This window comes from Crenobacter luteus (assembly GCF_004345725.1).
Taxonomy (GTDB): domain Bacteria; phylum Pseudomonadota; class Gammaproteobacteria; order Burkholderiales; family Chromobacteriaceae; genus Crenobacter; species Crenobacter luteus.
The window spans coordinates 1-19299 of sequence record NZ_SLXG01000032.1 but is presented as its reverse complement, the minus strand read 5'-3'; the positions used below and the strand labels follow the sequence as shown (position 1 = coordinate 19299).

Below are 19299 nucleotides of genomic sequence, written 5' to 3'. Positions count from 1 at the left end.
GCAGCACCGGACGCCGATTCAGGCCATGAAGGAATGGCAGAAACAGCGCCCAGATTTGTTCAAAAAACGCGTTTGCAATCGTCCGGGACTGGACAGCTAATATATGGTTCCGGTCAGAACGGAATGTCGTCGTCCATGTCGTCGAACTTGGCGGCCGGTTTCGGCTCCATGCGGCGCGGCGCGGCCGGCGGGGCGGACTGTGCCGGCGGCGCGTCGTTGCGCATGCGGCTGCCGCCTTGCGGGGCGCCGTAGCCGTCGTCGTCCATCGACGCGCTGCCGCCGCCGTTGCGGCCGCCGAGCATCTGCATGCGGTCGCCGCGGATCTCGGTGCTGTAGCGTTCCTGGCCGCTCTGGTCGGTCCACTTGCGGGTGCGGATGCTGCCCTCGACGTAGACCGCGCTGCCTTTCTTCAGGTACTGCGCCGCGACCTCGGCGGTCTTACCGAAGAACACCACGCGGTGCCATTCGGTCAGCTCCTGGCGCTGACCGCTGCTGCGGTCGGTCCAGTTTTCGGTGGTGGCGACCGACAGCGTGGCCACCGGGTCGCCCGAGGGCAGATAGCGGACTTCCGGGTCGCGGCCGAGGTTGCCGACCAGAATCACTTTGTTGACCGATGCCATTAATGGGTCTCCTGGATGAGTTGTTTCACGCGGGCCTCGTCCCACTGCTGCTGCGAGACCTTGAGGTAGGCGACGCGCTCGTCGAGCAGGACGACGGCCTCTTTCACGCCGGCGACGGCGGCGAGGCGGGCCGACAGCGCGTTCGCGTCGCCGCGCCAGGCGTCGCCGATGTGGAACATCTGCGTCTTCACCCGCTCGGGCGCGCGCATCGATGCGGCCAGCACGAGCCAGGCGAACATCAGCGCGGCGGCGAAGCCGAACACGCCGGCGTTCTGGTAGTGGCTGTAGAGCCAGCCGCCGGCGCCGGCGCCGACGAAGAGGCCGAAAGATTGCGAGGTATTATACACGCCGATCGCGGTGCCCTTGGCGTCGGCCGGCGCGATCTTCGAGATCAGCGACGGCAGGCTGGCCTCGAGCACGTTGAAGGCGATGAAGTAGAAGGTCAGCCACAGCACGATCTGCCAGAACGAGTCGAGCGCCAGCGCCATGCCAAGCTGGGCGGCGGTCATCAGCGCGACCGCGCCGACGAATACCGCCTTGAGCCGGCCCTTTTTCTCGCCGTAGATGATCGCCGGCACCATCAGGAAGAAGCCGGCGACCACCACCGGCAGGTAAACCTGCCAGTGGTGCGCCTTGTCGAGACCGTGCTTGATCAGCGCGAACGGGATGGCGACGAACATCGCCATCTGCGCCGCGTGCAGCGCGAAGATGCCGAAGTTCAGCCGCAACAGCTGCGCGTCCTTCAGCACCACCGGCAGACGCGCGGTGTTGGTCTCGGCGTCGGAGTGGAAGCGCGACACCGCCGGGTCGGGGATCAGGAACTTCACGCCGGCGAGCGCGGCCAGCGTCAGCACGCCGGTCAGCACGAAGATGCCGTCGACGCCGATGTAGCGCGACAGTAGCGGGCCGAGCACCAGGCTGGCGGCGAAGGTGGTGCCGATGCTCATCCCAATCATCGCCATCGCGCGGGTGCGGTTCTCCTCACGGGTGAGATCGGCCAGCAAGGCGGTGACGGCGGCCGAGATCGCGCCGGCGCCCTGGATCACGCGGCCGACGGTGAGCCAGACGATGTCGGGTGCCCAGGCGGCGAGAAAGCTGCCGGCGGCGAACACCAGAAGGCCGCCGTAGATGACCTTCTTGCGGCCGATGCGGTCGGACAGCATGCCCAGCGGCAGCTGCAGCAGCGCCTGGGTCAGGCCGTAGGCGCCGAGCGCGATGCCGATGGTGGTGTGGTCGTGGGCGCCCGGCAGGGTCTGGGCGTAGAGCGCGAACACCGGCAGGATCAGGAACATGCCGAGCATCCGCAGGGCGTAGACCCCGGCAAGGCCGAGGCTGGCGCGCAGTTCGAGCGGTGTCATGAAATCGTAAGTCTAGGGGGTGGGAAACGCGAACGACCGTGCCGGCCGGGGGACGCGCACCGTCCGAACCGCGGGCAGGCCGACGGCTGGAGGGGGGCGTCGCAACTCGGGTATAGTAACAGGTTATCCCGTATTACCGTGAGCCGGCATGGACCTGATCCGCATCCGGGGTGCACGCACCCACAACCTCAAGAACGTCAATCTCGACCTGCCGCGCCACAAGCTGGTCGTGATCACCGGCCTGTCCGGCTCGGGCAAGAGCTCGCTGGCGTTCGACACCCTGTACGCGGAAGGGCAGCGGCGCTACGTGGAAAGCCTGTCGGCCTACGCGCGCCAGTTCCTGCAGCTGATGGAAAAGCCCGACGTCGACCTGATCGAGGGCTTGTCGCCGGCGATCTCGATCGAGCAGAAGGCGACCAGCCACAACCCGCGCTCGACCGTCGGCACTGTCACCGAAATCCACGACTACCTGCGCCTCCTGTTCGCGCGCGTCGGCGACCCGCACTGTCCGGAACACCATGTGCCGCTGTCGTCGCAAACGGTGAGCCAGATGGTCGACCACGTGCTCGCGCTGCCGGCGGAGAGCCGCGTGATGATCCTCGCGCCGGTGGTCATGGGCCGCAAGGGCGAGAACCTCGACCTGTTCGAAGAGCTGCGCGCGCAGGGCTTCGTGCGCGTGCGCATCGACGGCGAGGTGGTCGAGCTCGACGAGGTTCCCAAGCTCGACAAGAACAAGAAGCACACCGTCGAGGTGGTGATCGACCGCCTCCGGGTGCGCGAGGACATGAAGCAGAGGTTGGCCGAGAGCTTCGAGACCGCGCTGCGCCACGCCGAGGGCCGCGCGATCGCGGTCGAGATGGACTCGGGTCAGGAACACTGGTTCTCGGCCAAGTTCGCCTGCCCGGTGTGCTCGTACAGCCTGCCCGAACTCGAACCGCGTTTGTTTAGTTTCAACAACCCGATGGGCGCCTGCCCGAAGTGCGACGGCCTCGGCGAAATCACCTTCTTCGACCCCAGGCGCGTCGTCGCGCATCCCGAACTCAGCCTCGCGTCCGGCGCGATCAAGGGCTGGGACAAGCGGAACCAGTTCTACTACCAGATGCTGCAAGGGTTGGCCGAGCACTACGGCTTCGCGCTCGAGCTGCCGTTCGAGGACCTGCCGGAAAAAGTGCGCCACGTCGTGCTGCACGGTTCGGGCCGCGACGCGATCGAGTTCAGCTATCTGTCCGAGAAGGGCACGCGCTTCACGCGCGCGCACGCCTTCGAGGGCATCATCCCCAACCTCGAACGCCGCTACCGCGAGACCGACTCGTCGGCGGTGCGCGAGGAGCTGGCCAAGTACCAGAACAACCAGTGCTGCCCGAGCTGCGGCGGCTCGCGCCTCAGGCGCGAGGCGCGCCACGTGCTGGTCGCCGGCAAGACGCTGCACGAACTGAACCAGCTGCCGCTGAAGGACGCCCACGCCTTCTTCGACTCGCTCGAGTTCAGCGGCCAGAAGCAGGCGGTGGCCGAGAAGATCGTCAAGGAGATCCGCGAGCGGCTGTCCTTCCTCAACAACGTCGGCCTCGACTATCTGAACCTGTCGCGCTCGGCCGACACGCTGTCGGGCGGCGAGGCGCAGCGCATCCGGCTGGCGAGCCAGATCGGCTCGGGGCTGACCGGCGTGATGTACGTGCTCGACGAGCCGTCGATCGGCCTGCACCAGCGCGACAACGACCGCCTGCTCGGCACGCTGATGAGGCTCCGCGACCTCGGCAACAGCGTGATCGTGGTCGAGCACGACGAGGACGCGATCCGCGCCGCCGACTACGTGGTCGACATGGGGCCGGGCGCCGGCGAGCACGGCGGCGAGGTGCTGGTCGCCGGCACGCCGGCCGAGGTCGCCGCCGCGGCGAACTCGGTGACCGGCGACTTCCTGTCCGGCCGCCGCGCGATCGCGATGCCGGGCGGCCGCCGCGAGCCCGACCCGGAGCGGGTGCTGACGTTGCGCGGCGCGACCGGCAACAACCTGAAGAACGTCACGCTCGAACTGCCGCTCGGCATGCTGGTGTGCGTGACCGGCGTGTCCGGCTCGGGCAAGTCGACGCTGATCAACGACACGCTGTACAAGATCGCCGCGCGCGACCTGAACGGCGCCAGCGAAGAGCCGGCGCCGTACGAGGAGATCGAAGGGCTCGAACGGCTCGACAAGGTCATCAACGTCGACCAGAGCCCGATCGGCAGAACGCCCAGGTCGAATCCGGCGACCTACACCGGCCTGTTCACGCCGATCCGCGAGCTGTTCGCCGGCGTGCCGCTTGCGCGCGAGCGCGGCTACGGGCCGGGCCGCTTCTCGTTCAACGTCAAGGGCGGCCGCTGCGAGGCCTGCCAGGGCGACGGCGTGATCAAGGTCGAGATGCACTTCCTGCCCGACGTCTACGTGCCGTGCGACGTCTGCCACGGCAAGCGCTACAACCGCGAGACGCTCGAGGTGCGATACAAGGGCAGGAGCATCCACGAGGTGCTCGAGATGACGGTCGAGCAGGCGCTGGAATTCTTCGGCGCGGTGCCGACCGTCGCGCGCAAGCTCGCGACGCTGATGGACGTCGGCCTCGGCTACATCCGCCTCGGCCAGAGCGCGACCACGCTGTCCGGCGGCGAGGCGCAGCGCGTCAAGCTGGCGCTGGAATTGTCCAAGCGCGACACCGGCCGCACGCTCTACATCCTCGACGAGCCGACCACCGGCCTGCACTTTCACGACATCGACCTGCTGCTGAAGGTGCTGCACCGGCTGCGCGAGCACGGCAACACCGTCGTCGTGATCGAGCACAATCTGGACGTCATCAAAACCGCCGACTGGCTGATCGACCTCGGGCCCGAGGGCGGCGCCGGCGGCGGGCAGATCCTCGTTTCCGGTCCGCCCGAGGCGATCGCCGCGCATCCGGACAGCCATACCGGCCATTATTTGCGACCCTATCTGCGCTGACGCAGCCAGATGACGCAAGGATGCTGTATTCGGCGGGGTTTCCTGCCACAATAGCGACTGAACCTTCGCCGCCGCCTGTCCGGCGACGAACATTTTATGAGGAAGTAATGCTCACGCTTGGCAAGATCGACCATATTCATGTGCGGGTGGCCGACCTCAAGGTGGCGCTGGACTGGTACGAACGCGTGCTCGGCATGAATATCGACACCCGTTACCGTCATATGCAGGAAGGTCACGGCATCACCATGCTGTCCAACCCGAGCGCCAGCGTCCGGCTCGCGCTCAGCGAGGAGGCCGGCGAGGGCGGCGCGCTGCCGGGCACGGTGGCTTTTTCGGTCGGCGGCCAGGAATTCCTCGCCTGGATCGACGCCCTGGCCGGTCAGCGCGTGCGCGACAAGGACGGCGAGACGATCGCGCGCGACTCGGTGCGCGACCACGCCTTCTTCCTGTCGATCAACTTCGTCGACCCCTTCGGCAACCCGTTCGAGATCGTCAGCTACGACCACACCTGGCTGGCGGCCAAGCTCAAGCTGAACGGCCGCGGCGCGCATTGACGTCGCACCCGTCGAGCGCAAAACCCGCCGCCGGCGGGTTTTTTCGTGTCTTGAGCCGCCCGCTGAAACAGCTCGGCCAACCCTTGGGGTTGGCCGAGCGCCGTCGTGCCGGCGTCGTCGTGCCGTTCAGCCCTCGAGCAGGCCCTGCAGGCCGTGCTTTTGCAGCAGTTGCTGGAACACGCCCTTTTTCTTCACCGCGTCGATCGCCTTGTCGAAGCGCGCCTTCAGTTCGGCGTCGTTCTTCCTGAGCGCGACCGCGACGCCCTCGCCGAGCACCTTGTCGCGCCGGCCGTCGAACACCGGGCCGACGAAGCCGAAGCCCTGGCCCTTGGGCGTTTCGAGAAAGCCCTTCTGCAGCTGCACCGTGTTGCCGAAGGTGTAGTCGACGCGGCCGGACGCCAGTTCGAGCATCGGGTCCTGCGCGTTCACGTAGCGCTTGATCGTCGCGCTCTTGCCGAATTCGCGCGTGACGAAGCGTTCCTGCGGCGTGCCGGTTTGCACCGCGATCGCCTTGCCCTTCAGCGCCGCCGCGTCGACCCTGGCCGCCGCCGCCTTCCGGGCGACGAAGCGGTTCTGCATGAAGTAGTAGACCTTGCTGAAGTCGACCGCGCGGCGGCGCTCGTCGGTGATGTTCATCGACGCCATGATCGCGTCGAATTTCTTGACCTGCAGGCCGGGGATCAGCCCGTCCCACGGCTGGTTGACTACCTCGCACGGCGTGTTCATCTCCTTGCACAGCGCGTAGGCGAGGTCGACCTCGAAACCGGCGAGCTTGCCGGACGCGTCGATGTACTCGAACGGCGGGTAGGTCGCGTCGGTGGCGATCCTGAGCGGTTCGGCGTGCGCCAGGCTGGGCAGGGCGGCGAGGGCGAGCAGGGCGAGTCGTTTCATCGGGTTCTCCTGGTAGACGGGTCTTGCTGTTGTTGTGGGTTCAGGCCTGGCCGAGCCGGCGGTGCGCGAGCGCCGGCAGCCGCGCGCGCCATGCGGCCTGGCGCGCGAAGTCGAGCGTGGCCAGCGCGATGCCTTCGCCTTCGGCGTGGCAGGCGAGCACCTCGCCCCACGCGTCGACGATCAGGCTGTGGCCGAAGGTGCGCTTGCCGCCGGGGTGGACGCCGCCCTGGCCGGGCGCGACGACGAAGGCGAGGTTCTCGACTGCGCGCGCGCGCAGCAGCAATTCCCAGTGCGCGCGGCCGGTGGTGTGGGTGAACGCCGCCGGCGCGGTGATGAGCAGGGGCGCCGGACCGGCGCGGTACAACTCGGGAAACCTCAGATCGTAGCAAATCGACAGCCGCGTCGCGCCCCACGGCGTGGCGGCGGTGACGATATCGTCGCCGGCGCTCATCGTGTCGGCCTCGCGGTAGCGCTGCTCGCCGTCGTCGAAGCCGAACAGGTGGATCTTGTCGTAACGCGCCGCGCAGCGGCCTTGCGGGTCGAACAGCAGGCTGCTGTTGTAGAAGCGGCCGGGCTCGGGGCTGACGAGCGGCACGCTGCCTGCCAAGAGCCAGACGCCGTGCTCGCGCGCGAGCGCCGCGACGTGGCGCTGGATGGGCCCGTCGCCGAAGGGCTCGGCCAACGCGATGCGCGCCGTCTCGTCCTCGGGCATCAGGTAGAAGTACTCGGGCAGCGCGGCGAAGCGCGCGCCTTGCGCGGCGGCCTCGGCGACCAGCCTGCCGGCGGCGGCGAGGTTGGCCGAGAGCTCGTCGCCGGACACCATCTGGATCGCGGCGGCCATCAGCGTGGTCGGGGGCATCGCGCTCTCCTCAGACGCGGCACAGCCGCTTAGCGCCGGCCAGCAGCGTCGCGTCGTCCTTGGCGAACGACAGGCGGATCACGCGCGCGTCGGTGCCGTCGCGGTAGAAGGCCGACACCGGGATGGTCGCGACGCCGTGCTCGATGATCAGCCGCTGAACGAATTCACCGTCGGCCTCGTCGCTGAAGTGGCCGTACTCGGCCAGCATGAAGAAGCTGCCGGCGCTCGGCAACAGCTTCAGGCGCGAGTCGCGCAGCGCGCCGGCCAAGAGGTCGCGCTTGGCCTGGTAGAAGCCGGCCAGGTTCAGGTAGTCGGCCGGCGTTTCCATCAACCTGGCGAGCGCGTGCTGCATCGGCGTGTCGGCGGCGAATACCGCGAACTGGTGCACCTTGCGGATCTCGTCCATCAGCGCCCTGGGCGCGAGGCAGTAGCCGACGCGCCAGCCGGTGACGTGGAAGGTCTTGCCGAAGGAGGCGACGACGACCGAGCGCGCGGCAAGCCGAGGGTGGCGGCTCATGCTGTGGTGCGGCGCGCCGTCGAACACGACGTGCTCGTAGACCTCGTCGGACAGGATCACGATGTCGGTACCGGCGGTGACTTGTTCCAGCGCGGCGACGTCGGCATCCGACAGCACGGTGCCGGTCGGGTTGTGCGGGCTGTTGACGAGGATCATGCGCGTGCGCGGCGTGATCTTCGCGCGCACCTCGTCCCACGGGATTGCGAAGTCGGGCGCGGCCAGCTTGATGGGCACCGGCGTCGCGCCCTGCAATTCGACCATCGGCGCGTAGCTGTCGAAGGCCGGCTCGAAGAAGATCACCTCGTCGCCGGGGTGGACCAGCGCGGTAACCGCGGCGAACAGGCCCTCGCTGGCGCTGGCCATCACGGTGACCTCGTCGCCCGGGTGGTAGACGTGGCCGTACAGCGCCTCGACCTTGGCGGCGATCGCCTCGCGCAGGCTCGCTACGCCGGCCATCGGCGCGTACTGGTTGTGGCCGTCGCGCATCGCCTGGTACGCGTAGTCGATCAGGCGCGGGTTGCACGGGAAGTTCGGCGCGCCCTGCGACAGGTTGATCGCGTCGTGACGCGCGGCGAGCTGGCCGATCACGGTGAAGATGGTGGTGCCGACGGCGGGCAGCTTGCTTTTCGGCAGGAGGGTCGGGGCGTTCATCGCTTTGCTCTCTCGTTGCGGGCGTTACCCGCATTCAACGCCGCCGGTGCTTGCCGGACAAACGATTTATCGTCATCGTATGCATGAGTTTTTTTTCGGTCATGGAGAAACGATGCCCCGCCGTCCCTTGCCGTTGTACGCGCTGTCGGTGTTCGAGGCGGCCGCCCGCCACCGGAGCTTCACCCGCGCCGCCGACGAGCTGTGCCTGACGCAGGGCGCGGTCAGCAAGCAGGTCGCCCAGCTCGAGGCGCAACTGGGCTATCCGCTGTTCCTGCGCGGTGCCCGCAGCCTCGCGCTGACCGCGCAGGGCGAGCTGTTGCGGCCCTACGTCGAGCGCGCGCTGTCGACGCTGGAACGCGGCGTCGAGGCGGCGCGCGGCGCCGGCCGGCGCCTGCGGCTGAAGGCGCCGTCGTGCGCGGCGCGCTGGCTGTTGCGCGAGGTGCGGCAGTTCTCGCGCGAGGAGCCGGACATCGCGGTCGAGGTGTCGAGCGTGCACGCGCACCAGGTCGACTTCGCGCGCGAGCCCTTCGACCTGGCGGTGGTGTTCTGCGCGCTGCCGGCCGACGCGGCGCTGACGCCCTTGTTCGTCGAGCGGCTGACGCCGGTGCTGTCGCCGGCGCTGCGCGACGCCGAGGGCCTGCCGCTGGCGACGCCGGAAGATCTCGCGGCCTGGCCGCTGTTGCACCCGTCGCCGGATCGGCGCGACTGGCGGCGCTGGTTCGCCGAGACCGGCGGCGACGCGGCCGACGCCGACGGCGGCGCGGTGTTCGATTCGCTCGACCAGGCGATGAACGCCGCGCTGCAGGGCTTCGGCGTCACGCTCGGCGACGTGACGCTGCTGGCCGACGAGCTGGCGACGGGCCAGGTTGTCGCGCCCTTCGACGTCGAGCTCGTCACCGGCAGCGGCTACGCGCTGGCGCGCCCGGCCGGCGCGGCCGGCGGCCCGGCGGCGCGGCTGTACGACTGGCTGGTGTCGCGTCATGCGGTGCCGGACGGCGCGTGGCGCGGCGGCCTCGCGCGGCGCGCGGCGGCCGGCTGAGCGAGGCGGCGCGCCGCACGAAAAAGGCTCGGCCAACCGGTGACAGGTTGGCCGAGCCTTGTCTGACTGAGCGAGGGCGCTTACAGGATGACGCCGCCGCCCAGGCACACGTCGCCGTCGTACAGCACCGCCGACTGGCCCGGCGTGATCGCCCATTGCGGCGTCTCGAAGGAGAGCGTCGCGACGCCGTTGTCGATGGCCGACAGCGCGCAGGCGGCGTCGGCCATCCGGTAGCGGTTCTTGGCCGCGTAGTCGCCGGGCGCCGGCGGCGCGGGCAGCGTCCACGACAGCTGGCCCATGGTCAGCGTCGGCTTCAGCAGCAGCGGGTGGTCGTGGCCCTGCACGACGATCAGCCGGTTGTTCGGCAGGTCCTTGCCGGCGACGAACCACGGCTCGCCGCTGCCGTCGCGCGAACCGCCGATGGTCAGGCCCTTGCGTTGGCCGAGGGTGTAGAAGGTCAGGCCGACGTGCTCGCCGACCACCTTGCCGTCCGGCGTCACCATCTCGCCCGGCTGGGTCGGCAGATAGCGCTGCAGGAATTCGCGGAACGGCCGCTCGCCGATGAAGCAGATGCCGGTGCTGTCCTTCTTCGCGGCGGTCGGCAGGCCGGCCTCGTCGGCCAACTTGCGCACCTCGGTCTTTTTGATGTCGCCGAGCGGGAAGATCGCCTTCGACAGCTGCGCCTGGCTCAGCCGGTACAGGAAGTAGCTCTGGTCCTTGGTCTCGTCCAGGCCCTTCATCAGGTAGTGGACGCCGTCCTTTTCGAGCTTGCGCGCGTAGTGGCCGGTGGCGATGCAGTCGGCGCCCAGTTCCATCGCGTAGTCGAGGAAGGCCTTGAACTTGATCTCGGCGTTGCACAGCACGTCCGGGTTGGGCGTGCGGCCGGCCGAGTATTCGTCGAGGAAGTACTGGAACACGCGGTCCTTGTATTCCCTGGCGAAGTTGACGATCTCCATGTCGATGCCGACGATGTCGGCCACGCTCATCGCGTCGAGCGCGTCCTGCTTGATCGAGCAGTATTCGTCGTCGTTGTCGTCTTCCCAGTTCTGCATGAACACGCCGATCACCTCGTGGCCCTGCTGTTTGAGCAGCCACGCGGTCACCGACGAGTCCACGCCGCCGGACATGCCGACGACGATGCGCTTCTTACCCGTCACGGGGAATATCCTCTCATCCAAATAGCCAGGGGCACCACCGCCGGCGGCGCCCCGAAATCCGCGAACCAGGTGTCGACCACCCAGCTTTGTCCGCCGTCGCGCGCGTCGAGCCGCGCGGCGAAGTGGCCGTCGACGAACCACGGCGCGCGGTGCACGACGCCGGCGGCGCGGTGGTGGCGCAGCCAGCCCTCGGCGTCCATCAGCGCCAGAAAGCCCGACACGTTGCGGCTGTGGTCGACGCAGTCCATTTTGCCTTCGCTGTCGTCGTCGGGCGGGTTGCGGCCCTTGTCCGACGCGATCGGACTGATGCGCGCGGCAAGCCGGTACAGCGCGCTCACCGTGTCGGCGATCGCGGCGCGTTCCGACGCGGGCGAGTCGACATGCGCGAAACGTTGGCCGAGCCGCGCCAGCTCGGTGGCGTCGAGCGTCAGCGTCGCCTGCCGCGCGCAGCCGTAATGGTAACAGACGGTCAGCGTCGCGGAGAAAGCCGGCGCCGCGACCAGCAACAGAAGTCCGAGCCAGCGCTGTGGCAACATGGAGCCTCCCCGGTAGACTGATTAAAATAGACCTTGAAAGAACGGCCGGTGTTTTATTTGGACTCCCTATCATGACCCTTCTCGTGACCGGCGGCGCCGGCTTCATCGGCAGCCGTTTCGTGCTCGACTGGCTGGCCTGCCACCAGGAGAGCGTGGTCAACCTCGACGCGCTCGCTTACGCCGGCAACCCGATGAACCTCGCCGCGCTCGACGGCGACCCGCGCCACCGCTTCGTGCACGGCAGCGTCAACGACGGCGCGCTCGTCGCGGCGCTGCTGGCCGAGCACCGGCCGCGCGCGGTGCTGCACTTCGCCGCCGAGAGCCACGTCGACCGTTCGCTCGCCGGCCCCGGCGCCTTCGTCGCGACCAACGTCGACGGCACCTTCGCGCTGCTCGAGGCGGTGCGCGCCTACTGGCAGCGTCTTTCCGGGCCGGCCAAGCCGGCCTTCCGCTACCTGCAGGTGTCGACCGACGAGGTCTACGGCACGCTCGGTCCGCTCGATCCGGCCTTTACCGAAGCCACGCCCTTCGCGCCGAACAGCCCCTACGCGGCGAGCAAGGCCGCCGCCGACCTCCTGGCGCGCGCCTGGCACCGCAGCTACGGCCTGCCGGTGCTGATCACCCATTGTTCGAACAATTACGGCCCGCACCAGTTTCCGGAAAAGCTGATCCCGCTGACGATAGAGCGCGCGCTCGAGGGCGCGCCGCTGCCGGTGTACGGCGACGGGCTGCAGGTGCGCGACTGGCTCTACGTCGACGACCACTGCGAGGCGCTGCGCCGCGTGCTGGCCGAGGGCGTGCCGGGCCGCAGCTACAATATCGGCGGTAACGCCGAGCATACCAACCTCGACGTCGTGCACCGCATCTGCGCGCTGCTCGACGCGCAGCGGCCACGCGCCGACGGCGTCTCCTACCGCGCGCAGATCGCCTTCGTCGCCGACCGCCCCGGCCACGACCGCCGCTACGCGATCGACGCGAGCCGGATGGCGACCGAACTGGGCTGGGTGCCCGGCACCGCCTTCGACGACGGGCTGGCGCGCACCGTCGCCTGGTATCTGTCGCGGCGCGACTGGGTCGACGCGGTCAAGGACGGCCGCTACCGCGACTGGGTCGCGAGTCAGTACGAGGCGCGCGCGTGAAGGTGCTGCTGACCGGCGGCAGCGGCCAGCTCGGTCGCGCGCTCCGGCCTGCGCTGGCCGGCCTGGGCGAGGTGATCGCGCCGCCGCGCGCCGGCTTCGACCTCGGCCAGCCTGCGGCGCTGGCCGCGCGGCTCGACGCGCTGCGCCCCGAGCTCGTCGTCAACGCCGCCGCCTACACCGCGGTCGACGCGGCCGAGGACGACCGTGACACGGCTTTCGCCGTCAACGCCGACGCGGTCGACGCCCTCGCGCGCTGGGCGGCGCGCCACGGTGTGCCGCTCGTGCACTTCTCGACCGATTACGTGTTCGACGGCGCGCTCGGCCGGCCCTGCCGCGAAAGCGACGCGCCGCACCCGCTCAACGTCTACGGCGCAAGCAAGCTCGCCGGCGAGCGCGCGGCGCTGGCGTCCGGCGCGCGCGCGCTCGTGCTGCGCGTCGGCTGGCTGTACGGCCCGAACCCGGGCAATTTCCTCGCGACAATGCTGCGGCTGCTGGCCGAGCGCGACAAGGTGCGCGTCGTCGCCGACCAGTTCGGCACGCCGACCGATACCGGCTTCGTCGCGGCCGCCGCCGTCGCCGCGCTGCGCGATTGTCTCGCGCACGACGCCGGCTGGGGGCTCTACCATCTGGCGGCGTCCGGCGCGACGAGCTGGCACGGCTACGCGGTCGAGATCGCGCGGCAGGCCACGGCGCGCGGCCTGCCGCTGCGCTGCGCGGCGCGCGCGATCGTGCCGCTCGCCTCGGCCGACTGGCCGACGCGCGCGCGCCGGCCGGCCGACACCCGGCTCGACACCTCCCTGTTCACGCGCACCTTCGGCGTCGCGCCGCCTAACTGGCGGCGGCGGCTCGCCGCGGTGCTCGACTCCTGGTCCCCCTTCCCGACATGACGCAACGCAAAGGCATCATCCTCGCCGGCGGTGCCGGCACGCGCCTCTACCCGGCGACGCTGGCGGTTTCCAAGCAACTCTTGCCGGTCTACGACAAGCCGATGATCTACTACCCGCTGTCGACGCTGATGCTCGCCGGCATCCGCGAGATCCTGATCGTCGCGACCCCCGACGACGCGCCGCGCTTCGCGCAGCTGCTCGGCGACGGCGCGCGCTGGGGGCTGTCGCTGTCCTACGCGGTGCAGCCGCAGCCCGAGGGCATCGCGCAGGCGCTGCTGATCGGCGAGGCCTTCCTCGGCGGCGCACCGTCGGCGCTGGTGCTCGGCGACAACCTGTTCTTCGGCAACGCGCTGGCCGGCCTGTTGCAGCGGGCCGCCGCGCGGCCGGCGGGCGCGACGGTGTTCGCCTACCGCGTGCACGACCCCGAGCGCTACGGCGTCGTCGAGTTCGACGCCGCCGGCCGAGCGCTGTCCATCGAGGAAAAGCCGGCGCGGCCGCGCTCCCACCACGCGGTCACCGGCCTCTATTTCTACGACGACCGCGCGCTCGACTACGCGAAGGCGCTCGCGCCGTCGGCGCGCGGCGAGCTCGAAATCTCCGAGCTGAACGCGCGCTACCTCGCCGCGGGCGCGCTGACGGTCGAGCGGCTCGGGCGCGGCTTCGCCTGGCTGGACACCGGCACGCACGACTCGCTGCTCGAGGCCGGCCAGTTCATCGCGACGATAGAGAAGCGCCAGGGGCAGAAGATCGCCTGCCCCGAGGAGGTCGCCTGGCGCATGGGCTGGCTGTCGGACGACGCGCTCGCGGCGCTGGCCGCGCCGCTGGCCAAGAGCGGCTACGGCCGCTACCTGCTCGGCCTGCTCGAGGAGGAGGGCGCGTGAAGGTCGAGCAAACCGGCCTGCCCGGCCTCTTGCTGCTGACGCCGACGGTGCACCGCGACGCGCGCGGCGACTTCGCCGAGACCTACAACGCGCGCGCGTTCGACGCGGCGGTCGGCCGCGCGGTGTCCTTCGTGCAGGACAACCAGTCGTTCTCGCGCCGCGGCGTGCTGCGCGGCCTGCACTATCAGCTGCCGCGCCCGCAGGGCAAGCTGGTGCGTGCCGCAGCCGGCGCGGTGTGGGACGTGGCGGTCGATTTGCGACGTGCGTCGCCGACCTTCGGCCGCTGGCACGGCGTCGAGCTGTCGGCCGCCAACGGCCGCCAGCTGTGGCTGCCCGAGGGCTTCGCGCACGGCTTTGTCGCGCTCGACGACGCGCTGCTCGTCTACAAGACCACCGACTACTGGGCGCCGGACGCCGAGCACACGCTCGCCTGGGACGACGCGGCGCTGGCGATAGACTGGCCGCTGAGCGGTGCGCCCGTCCTGTCCGACAAGGACCGCGCCGGCGTGCGCCTGGCGGACGCGCCCTTGTTCGACTAGCGCGTCCGGCGCCGGGGAAAAAGCTCGGCCAACCTTTGCCCAAGGTTGGCCGAGCTTTGCTGTTCGGTGAGCGGCGCTACGGCCTCAGGCCTGGTCCTCGTGGCGGTACAGCAGCTCCAGACCGAAGCGGCGGCCGGCGAGGTAGTCGGCGACGCAGCGGCCCACCAGCGGGCTGCGGTGCGCGTCGCGGAGGGCGGCGAGCTCGTCGCCCGACAGCCAGCGCGCCGCGACGATGCCGTCGTCGAGCGCGCGCGCCGGTTCGACGCCGGTGACGCGGCCGAAGAAGGCGAAGCGCAGGTAGGTCACGTCGCTGCCGTCGCCCTTGTCGGCCATGTAGACGCCGACCAGGCCCTCGGGGACGAAGTGGTGACCAGTCTCCTCGAGCACCTCGCGCGTTACGGCGTCGACCAGGCTCTCGCCGCGCTCGAGGTGGCCGGCCGGCTGGTTGAAGCGGCGGCCGTCGACGGTGTCCTCCTCGACGACCAGGAAGCGGCCGTCGCGTTCGATCACCGCGGCGACGGTGACGTTGGCCTTCCATTGGCGATCCATTTTGGATTTTCTCCGTAAAGTGATGATTCAATAGAAATATCGGTCGCGCGGGCGCGACACGGGTGCTGTTTTTTGTCTCTATACGACGTTGCCAATTGACAATCGTTCTTATTCGTTCCTAGAATGGATGCAACTCATTCTCGTTTGTGGAGCTTGCCCGATGTACGTCTGCCTGTGCAACGCCGTCACCGACCGCCAGATTCGCCAGGCCGTGGAACAGGGCGCGACCCGCATGCGCGACCTCAACCTGGAACTCGGCGTCGCCGCCGACTGCGGCAAGTGCGCGTGCTGCGCCAAGCAGATCCTCCAGGACAGCCTCGCCGAACAGAGAATGATGGGCATGATGGCCGTCGCCTGAACGCGCGCCACGCCGCCCCGACGCAGCTCCGCCGCCGTCCGTGCGCCGGGGCTGTTCGCGCTTGTCTGCGGGCTGCGCTGTGCCATAATGCCGTCACCGACAACCAAGAACAGCGTGGAGTAGGGTCATGCAAGGCGACAAGAAAGTCATCAAATACCTGAACCAGGTCCTGAAGAACGAACTGACCGCGATCAACCAGTACTTCCTGCACGCGCGCATGTACAAGAACTGGGGCCTGAAGAAGCTCAACGATCACGAATACCACGAGTCGATCGACGAGATGAAGCACGCCGACGCGGTGATCGAACGCATCCTGTTCCTCGAAGGTCTGCCCAACCTGCAGGAGCTGGGCAAGCTCTACATCGGCGAGAACACCAAGGAAATGCTCGAGTGCGACCTCAAGCTCGAGCTCGAGGCGGTGCCGCTCCTGAAGGAGGCGATCGCCTACTGCGAGAGCGTCAAGGACTACGTGAGCCGCGAGCTGCTGGCCGAGATCCTCGAGAGCGAGGAGGAGCATGTCGACTGGCTGGAAACCCAGCTCGGCCTGATCGACAAGATGGGCCTGCAGAACTACCTGCAGAGCCAGAGCGGCGAGTAAGGCCAGGCGCTCCGCGCCGGCGACGAAAAAACAGAGAGCCGGTGGCTCCCTGTTCGTTTTCCGCGGCGCGCCTCAGCGCGCGGCGCTGGTCTCGGGTCCGCCCGGTTCGAGCTCGTCCGACTCCTGCCACGGCAGCGACACCGGCTTCTGGTTCACCGACAGCTTGCCGTCCTTGAAGTGCAGGCTGGTGCTGATCTGGCCGTTCTCGAGCTTGATGAAGCGCTGCGCGTCCCATTCGGTCAGCTGCGCGTCGAGCAGGCTCTTGGCGAGGTTGTCGATCTCGGCGACGTCCGGCTGCTCCTCGGCGCTCGCGTCGACGGTGAACAGGTTGCGCGCCTGCGCGACGACGAGGTTCTCCAGCGTCTGGCGCGGCAGCGCGACGGCCGCGTCGGCCGAGAAGCGCGACAGGAAGGCGACCGGGTCCTTGAGGTCGGCCTCGGTGAAGCCGTTCAGCGCGAGCTGGCCCTTCAGGTGCGCCTCGCCGGTCGGCATCTTCAGGCTGAATTCGTTGACCACCAGGCGCGGCTCGTTGGCCAAGAGCGGCACGCCGTGCGTCTTGATCGCGTCGAGGTAGGCCTGGCGCAGCTTGGCCGGTTCGACGCCTTCGAACGGGATCTTGCCGATCTCCTCGTCGAGCTTGACCAGCGTCGGGCCGTGCAGGTGGTTGGCCGAGATGTCGAGTTTCAGCGGACCGTAGACGCTCTGGTTGTAGCTGAAGCGCTCGAAGTCGAGCTTGCCGCGCGTGTTGACGAAGTCGCCCTGCTCGCTGGTGACGATCTGGTAGCGCAGCGCCTTCAGTTGCACGTCGGACGGGCGGAACTCGCCGGACGGGTTGATGAATTCGCCGACGCGCACGCGGGTGAGCAGGTAGACCAGCTCGTTGAGCTTGAGGCTGTACGGCACGCTGTCCTGCCAGTTCAGCTGCACGCCGTTCACCGTCAGCTCGCTGCTGCCCAGGCGCACGCCGGTGTTGCCGGGACGCACGTCGGACAGGTAGCGCACGCCGTCGAAGGCGACCTTGCCCTTGGTCGCCGCCTCGAGCAGGAAGCCGGGCGACAGCGCCTCGGTCTGGTATTCCTTGTAGCCGGACGCGTAGTCGACGCCGAGGTCGAAGCCCTGCCACTTGACCTTCACGCCCGACAGCGTTTCCTCGTAGTCGAAGGCCGGGATGTTGACCTTCAGCTCGCCGCCGCCGGTCAGCCCGAGACGGTTGGTGACGGTGATCGGCTCGGCGTCGCCGAAGAACTTCGCGAGCGTCTTGCGCGTCGACTCGCTCATGTCGAACTCGGTGCTGACGAACGCGCGTGCCGGCCTGAGGTCGAAGCGGGAGAGGCCGGGAAAGGGGCCGTGGTCGACGTGGTGGGTGTACTTGATCGTCGCGCCGAGCAGCGGCCTGACCGAGTCGGGCAGCATCGCTTCGTAGGGGCCGGTCAGGCGCCGGTTGAAGGTCAGCTCGGTGACTTCGGTCGAGCTGAACCAGCCGCGCTCGTAGCGGTGGGACTTGACCTTGAAAAAGGGCAGGGCCGCCACCATCCGGTGTTGTTCGGCGAGGGTTTCCTCGGCTTTGAGGCCGGCCCAGTAGGCCGTGCCGCCGTAGGCCAGCAGGGCCGCGCCCAGGACGGCGCCGGCGGTGATCAGGCGTTGTTTGCGCAACACGTTGTATAGGAAAGGCAAAAGGACGTTGACGCGGACTATGTTACACCAGCTTCCCGCGGCCGGGGTCGCCGGAAAACCTTTCCCAGACAATGGTTTTTTGCGGCGGCCGCGCCGGCCCCGTCCGCGAAGTGCTGCGTGCGCGTGCCGTCGGGCTCGTCTGGTGTGAAGATTTCTGTTTGCAAACAGTGACTTCGTAATAGAATAGCGGCTTTTAGCCAGTCATAAAGGTATCGACTGAATGGAATGGATCAACGGTCTGATCGATCTGCCCTGGTGGGGCTACGTGCTGGTGGCCCTGGGGCTCACCCACATCACCATCGCATCGGTCACCATCTTCCTGCACCGTAGCCAGACCCACCGTGGCCTGGACCTGCACCCGATTCCCAGCCACTTCTTCCGCTTCTGGCTGTGGCTGACCACCGGCATGGTGACCAAGGAATGGGTCGCCATCCACCGCAAGCACCACGCGCGCTGCGAGACCGAGGACGATCCGCACAGCCCGCAGGTGCTCGGCATCAAGAAGGTGCTGTGGCAAGGGGCCGAGCTGTACCGCGCCGCCTGCAAGGACCGCGAGTCGATCGAGAAATTCGGTCGCGGCACGCCGGACGACTGGCTCGAGCGCAATATCTACACCCGCCACAGCGGCAAGGGCATCTTCATCATGATGGCGATCGACCTCGCGCTGTTCGGCCCGATCGGCCTGACGATCTGGGCGGTGCAGATGGTGTGGATCCCGTTCTGGGCCGCCGGCGTCGTCAACGGTCTGGGCCACTACGTCGGCTATCGCAACTTCGAGAACGAGGATGCGGCGACCAATCTGTTTCCCTGGGGCATCATCATCGGCGGCGAGGAGCTGCACAACAACCACCACACCTTCGGCACCTCGGCCAAGTTCTCGTACAAGTGGTACGAGTTCGACATCGGTTGGGGCTACATCCGCATCCTCGAGACGCTGGGCCTGGCCAAGGTGTTGCGCGTCGCGCCGAAACTGCAGGAAGGCGAGGCGCGTCCGCACCTCGAGGTCGAGCAGTTGCAGGCCATCGTCGCCAACCGTTACGCGGTGGCCGCGCGCTACGCCCGCGAACTGAAGGCCGTCTACCACGCCGAGCTCGACAAGCTGACCGCCGGCGACGGCAAGCTCGCCAAGAAGATGAAGGTGTGGCTCAAGCAGGATGCCAAGGACACGCCGGAGACCGAGCGCGCCGAACTGTCGGCGCTGCTGGCGCAAAGCCCGACGCTGACCACCGTCTACACGATGCGCCAGGAGCTGACCCGCCTGTGGGAACGCTCGACGCTGACGCGCGACGAGCTGCTCAAGGAACTGCAGGACTGGTGCGCGCGCGCCGAGGCCAGCGGCATCGAGGCGCTACAGCGCTTCTCCATGCAGTTGCGCCGTGCCGTGCTCGCGTAAGGCGGCGCACGGACATGACAACGGCGGGGCGACCCGCCGTTTTTTTAGGTTCTTCACGGAATAATGGGAACGTGAGGTAAAAGCCGGATGTGAGAACGGCGGTGCAAGGTAAGCTGTTTGTGCGACCAAACCCG

The 19299-nt window shown here is 68.4% G+C and carries 19 protein-coding genes; 10 read left to right on the top strand and 9 right to left on the bottom strand.

What is annotated here, in order from left to right; genetic code table 11:
- Positions 1–113: 113 nt before the first annotated feature.
- Positions 114–620: a single-stranded DNA-binding protein gene (gene ssb / locus EV683_RS13470; RefSeq protein ID WP_131863140.1), complete on the bottom strand. Its 507-nt coding sequence runs from the start codon at positions 618–620 to the stop codon at positions 114–116.
- Positions 620–1978, bottom strand: coding sequence for an MFS transporter (locus tag EV683_RS13465; protein ID WP_131863139.1), 1359 nt, complete (start codon positions 1976–1978; stop codon positions 620–622). The genes ssb and EV683_RS13465 overlap by 1 nt, the downstream gene beginning before the upstream one ends.
- A 148-nt stretch (positions 1979–2126) precedes the next feature.
- Here EV683_RS13465 and uvrA point away from each other — a divergent pair, with 148 nt between their 5' ends.
- Together uvrA and EV683_RS13455 are read left to right on the top strand one after the other, a co-directional pair.
- Entirely contained in the window at positions 2127–4943 is a 2817-nt protein-coding gene (uvrA, locus tag EV683_RS13460) for an excinuclease ABC subunit UvrA (RefSeq protein WP_131863138.1), read from the top strand.
- Positions 4944–5050: 107 nt separating this feature from the next.
- Positions 5051–5497 (top strand): VOC family protein, encoded by a 447-nt coding sequence (locus EV683_RS13455; protein ID WP_066611369.1) that lies wholly within the window; start codon positions 5051–5053, stop codon positions 5495–5497.
- A gap of 126 nt (positions 5498–5623) precedes the next feature.
- Here EV683_RS13455 and EV683_RS13450 read toward each other — a convergent pair whose 3' ends face one another.
- From EV683_RS13450 to EV683_RS13440, 3 genes are read right to left on the bottom strand one after another with little or no spacing between them, the layout of a single operon-like run.
- Positions 5624–6388 carry a transporter substrate-binding domain-containing protein gene (locus EV683_RS13450; protein WP_131863137.1) on the bottom strand — a complete coding sequence of 255 codons (765 nt, stop codon included), beginning with the start codon at positions 6386–6388 and terminating at the stop codon, positions 5624–5626.
- A 40-nt stretch (positions 6389–6428) separates the two neighbouring features.
- Complete coding sequence (locus EV683_RS13445) at positions 6429–7247, bottom strand: carbon-nitrogen hydrolase family protein (protein WP_131863136.1); 819 nt, start codon at positions 7245–7247, stop codon at positions 6429–6431.
- A 10-nt stretch (positions 7248–7257) separates the two neighbouring features.
- On the bottom strand, positions 7258–8415 hold the full coding sequence (locus EV683_RS13440; protein ID WP_066611378.1) for a methionine aminotransferase: 1158 nt from the start codon (positions 8413–8415) through the stop codon (positions 7258–7260).
- A gap of 112 nt (positions 8416–8527) precedes the next feature.
- Between EV683_RS13440 and EV683_RS13435 the strand changes: the two genes are divergently transcribed.
- Positions 8528–9454, top strand: coding sequence for a LysR substrate-binding domain-containing protein (locus EV683_RS13435; protein ID WP_131863135.1), 927 nt, complete (start codon positions 8528–8530; stop codon positions 9452–9454).
- 80 nt (positions 9455–9534) lie between these two features.
- On the opposite strand, the gene mnmA is transcribed toward EV683_RS13435, so the two are convergent.
- Both mnmA and EV683_RS13425 read right to left on the bottom strand, forming a co-directional pair.
- A complete protein-coding gene (gene mnmA, locus EV683_RS13430; RefSeq protein WP_131863134.1) occupies positions 9535–10611 on the bottom strand; it encodes a tRNA 2-thiouridine(34) synthase MnmA in 1077 nt (358 codons plus the stop codon).
- The gene (locus EV683_RS13425) at positions 10608–11147 is read right to left on the bottom strand and encodes a hypothetical protein (RefSeq protein ID WP_131863133.1); all 540 of its coding nucleotides are present in this window, start codon (positions 11145–11147) and stop codon (positions 10608–10610) included. The genes mnmA and EV683_RS13425 overlap by 4 nt, the downstream gene beginning before the upstream one ends.
- 71 nt (positions 11148–11218) lie before the next feature.
- On the opposite strand from EV683_RS13425, the gene rfbB reads away from it, so the two are divergent.
- From rfbB to rfbC, 4 genes are read left to right on the top strand one after another with little or no spacing between them, the layout of a single operon-like run.
- Entirely contained in the window at positions 11219–12286 is a 1068-nt protein-coding gene (gene rfbB, locus EV683_RS13420) for a dTDP-glucose 4,6-dehydratase (RefSeq protein WP_066611387.1), read from the top strand.
- Positions 12283–13173 (top strand): dTDP-4-dehydrorhamnose reductase, encoded by an 891-nt coding sequence (gene rfbD / locus EV683_RS13415; RefSeq protein ID WP_131863132.1) that lies wholly within the window; start codon positions 12283–12285, stop codon positions 13171–13173. The genes rfbB and rfbD overlap by 4 nt, the downstream gene beginning before the upstream one ends.
- Positions 13170–14054, top strand: a complete 885-nt coding sequence (gene rfbA, locus EV683_RS13410; protein ID WP_131863131.1) for a glucose-1-phosphate thymidylyltransferase RfbA — start codon at positions 13170–13172, stop codon at positions 14052–14054. The genes rfbD and rfbA overlap by 4 nt, the downstream gene beginning before the upstream one ends.
- The gene (gene rfbC / locus EV683_RS13405) at positions 14051–14593 is read left to right on the top strand and encodes a dTDP-4-dehydrorhamnose 3,5-epimerase (RefSeq protein ID WP_066611393.1); all 543 of its coding nucleotides are present in this window, start codon (positions 14051–14053) and stop codon (positions 14591–14593) included. The genes rfbA and rfbC overlap by 4 nt, the downstream gene beginning before the upstream one ends.
- A gap of 84 nt (positions 14594–14677) precedes the next feature.
- On the opposite strand, the gene EV683_RS13400 is transcribed toward rfbC, so the two are convergent.
- Positions 14678–15142, bottom strand: coding sequence for an NUDIX hydrolase (locus tag EV683_RS13400; RefSeq protein ID WP_131863130.1), 465 nt, complete (start codon positions 15140–15142; stop codon positions 14678–14680).
- 160 nt (positions 15143–15302) lie between these two features.
- On the opposite strand from EV683_RS13400, the gene EV683_RS13395 reads away from it, so the two are divergent.
- Both EV683_RS13395 and bfr read left to right on the top strand, forming a co-directional pair.
- Complete coding sequence (locus tag EV683_RS13395) at positions 15303–15500, top strand: bacterioferritin-associated ferredoxin (protein ID WP_066611397.1); 198 nt, start codon at positions 15303–15305, stop codon at positions 15498–15500.
- A 127-nt stretch (positions 15501–15627) separates the two neighbouring features.
- The gene (bfr, locus tag EV683_RS13390) at positions 15628–16098 is read left to right on the top strand and encodes a bacterioferritin (protein ID WP_066611399.1); all 471 of its coding nucleotides are present in this window, start codon (positions 15628–15630) and stop codon (positions 16096–16098) included.
- A gap of 72 nt (positions 16099–16170) precedes the next feature.
- On the opposite strand, the gene EV683_RS13385 is transcribed toward bfr, so the two are convergent.
- Positions 16171–17754 carry a YdgA family protein gene (locus tag EV683_RS13385; protein ID WP_131863129.1) on the bottom strand — a complete coding sequence of 528 codons (1584 nt, stop codon included), beginning with the start codon at positions 17752–17754 and terminating at the stop codon, positions 16171–16173.
- A gap of 238 nt (positions 17755–17992) precedes the next feature.
- Here EV683_RS13385 and EV683_RS13380 point away from each other — a divergent pair, with 238 nt between their 5' ends.
- The gene (locus EV683_RS13380) at positions 17993–19165 is read left to right on the top strand and encodes a DesA family fatty acid desaturase (protein WP_131863128.1); all 1173 of its coding nucleotides are present in this window, start codon (positions 17993–17995) and stop codon (positions 19163–19165) included.
- Positions 19166–19299 lie beyond the last annotated feature (134 nt).

Coding starts and splice junctions, on each gene's coding strand:
- uvrA (WP_131863138.1), top strand. CDS start 2,127: ATGGACCTGATCCGCATCCGGGGTGCACGCACCCACAACCTCAAGAAC.
- EV683_RS13400 (WP_131863130.1), bottom strand. CDS start 15,142: ATGGATCGCCAATGGAAGGCCAACGTCACCGTCGCCGCGGTGATCGAA.
- EV683_RS13450 (WP_131863137.1), bottom strand. CDS start 6,388: ATGAAACGACTCGCCCTGCTCGCCCTCGCCGCCCTGCCCAGCCTGGCG.
- EV683_RS13425 (WP_131863133.1), bottom strand. CDS start 11,147: ATGTTGCCACAGCGCTGGCTCGGACTTCTGTTGCTGGTCGCGGCGCCG.
- EV683_RS13465 (WP_131863139.1), bottom strand. CDS start 1,978: ATGACACCGCTCGAACTGCGCGCCAGCCTCGGCCTTGCCGGGGTCTAC.
- bfr (WP_066611399.1), top strand. CDS start 15,628: ATGCAAGGCGACAAGAAAGTCATCAAATACCTGAACCAGGTCCTGAAG.
- EV683_RS13395 (WP_066611397.1), top strand. CDS start 15,303: ATGTACGTCTGCCTGTGCAACGCCGTCACCGACCGCCAGATTCGCCAG.
- EV683_RS13445 (WP_131863136.1), bottom strand. CDS start 7,247: ATGCCCCCGACCACGCTGATGGCCGCCGCGATCCAGATGGTGTCCGGC.
- rfbB (WP_066611387.1), top strand. CDS start 11,219: ATGACCCTTCTCGTGACCGGCGGCGCCGGCTTCATCGGCAGCCGTTTC.
- EV683_RS13380 (WP_131863128.1), top strand. CDS start 17,993: ATGGAATGGATCAACGGTCTGATCGATCTGCCCTGGTGGGGCTACGTG.
- EV683_RS13435 (WP_131863135.1), top strand. CDS start 8,528: ATGCCCCGCCGTCCCTTGCCGTTGTACGCGCTGTCGGTGTTCGAGGCG.
- ssb (WP_131863140.1), bottom strand. CDS start 620: ATGGCATCGGTCAACAAAGTGATTCTGGTCGGCAACCTCGGCCGCGAC.
- EV683_RS13455 (WP_066611369.1), top strand. CDS start 5,051: ATGCTCACGCTTGGCAAGATCGACCATATTCATGTGCGGGTGGCCGAC.
- EV683_RS13440 (WP_066611378.1), bottom strand. CDS start 8,415: ATGAACGCCCCGACCCTCCTGCCGAAAAGCAAGCTGCCCGCCGTCGGC.
- rfbA (WP_131863131.1), top strand. CDS start 13,170: ATGACGCAACGCAAAGGCATCATCCTCGCCGGCGGTGCCGGCACGCGC.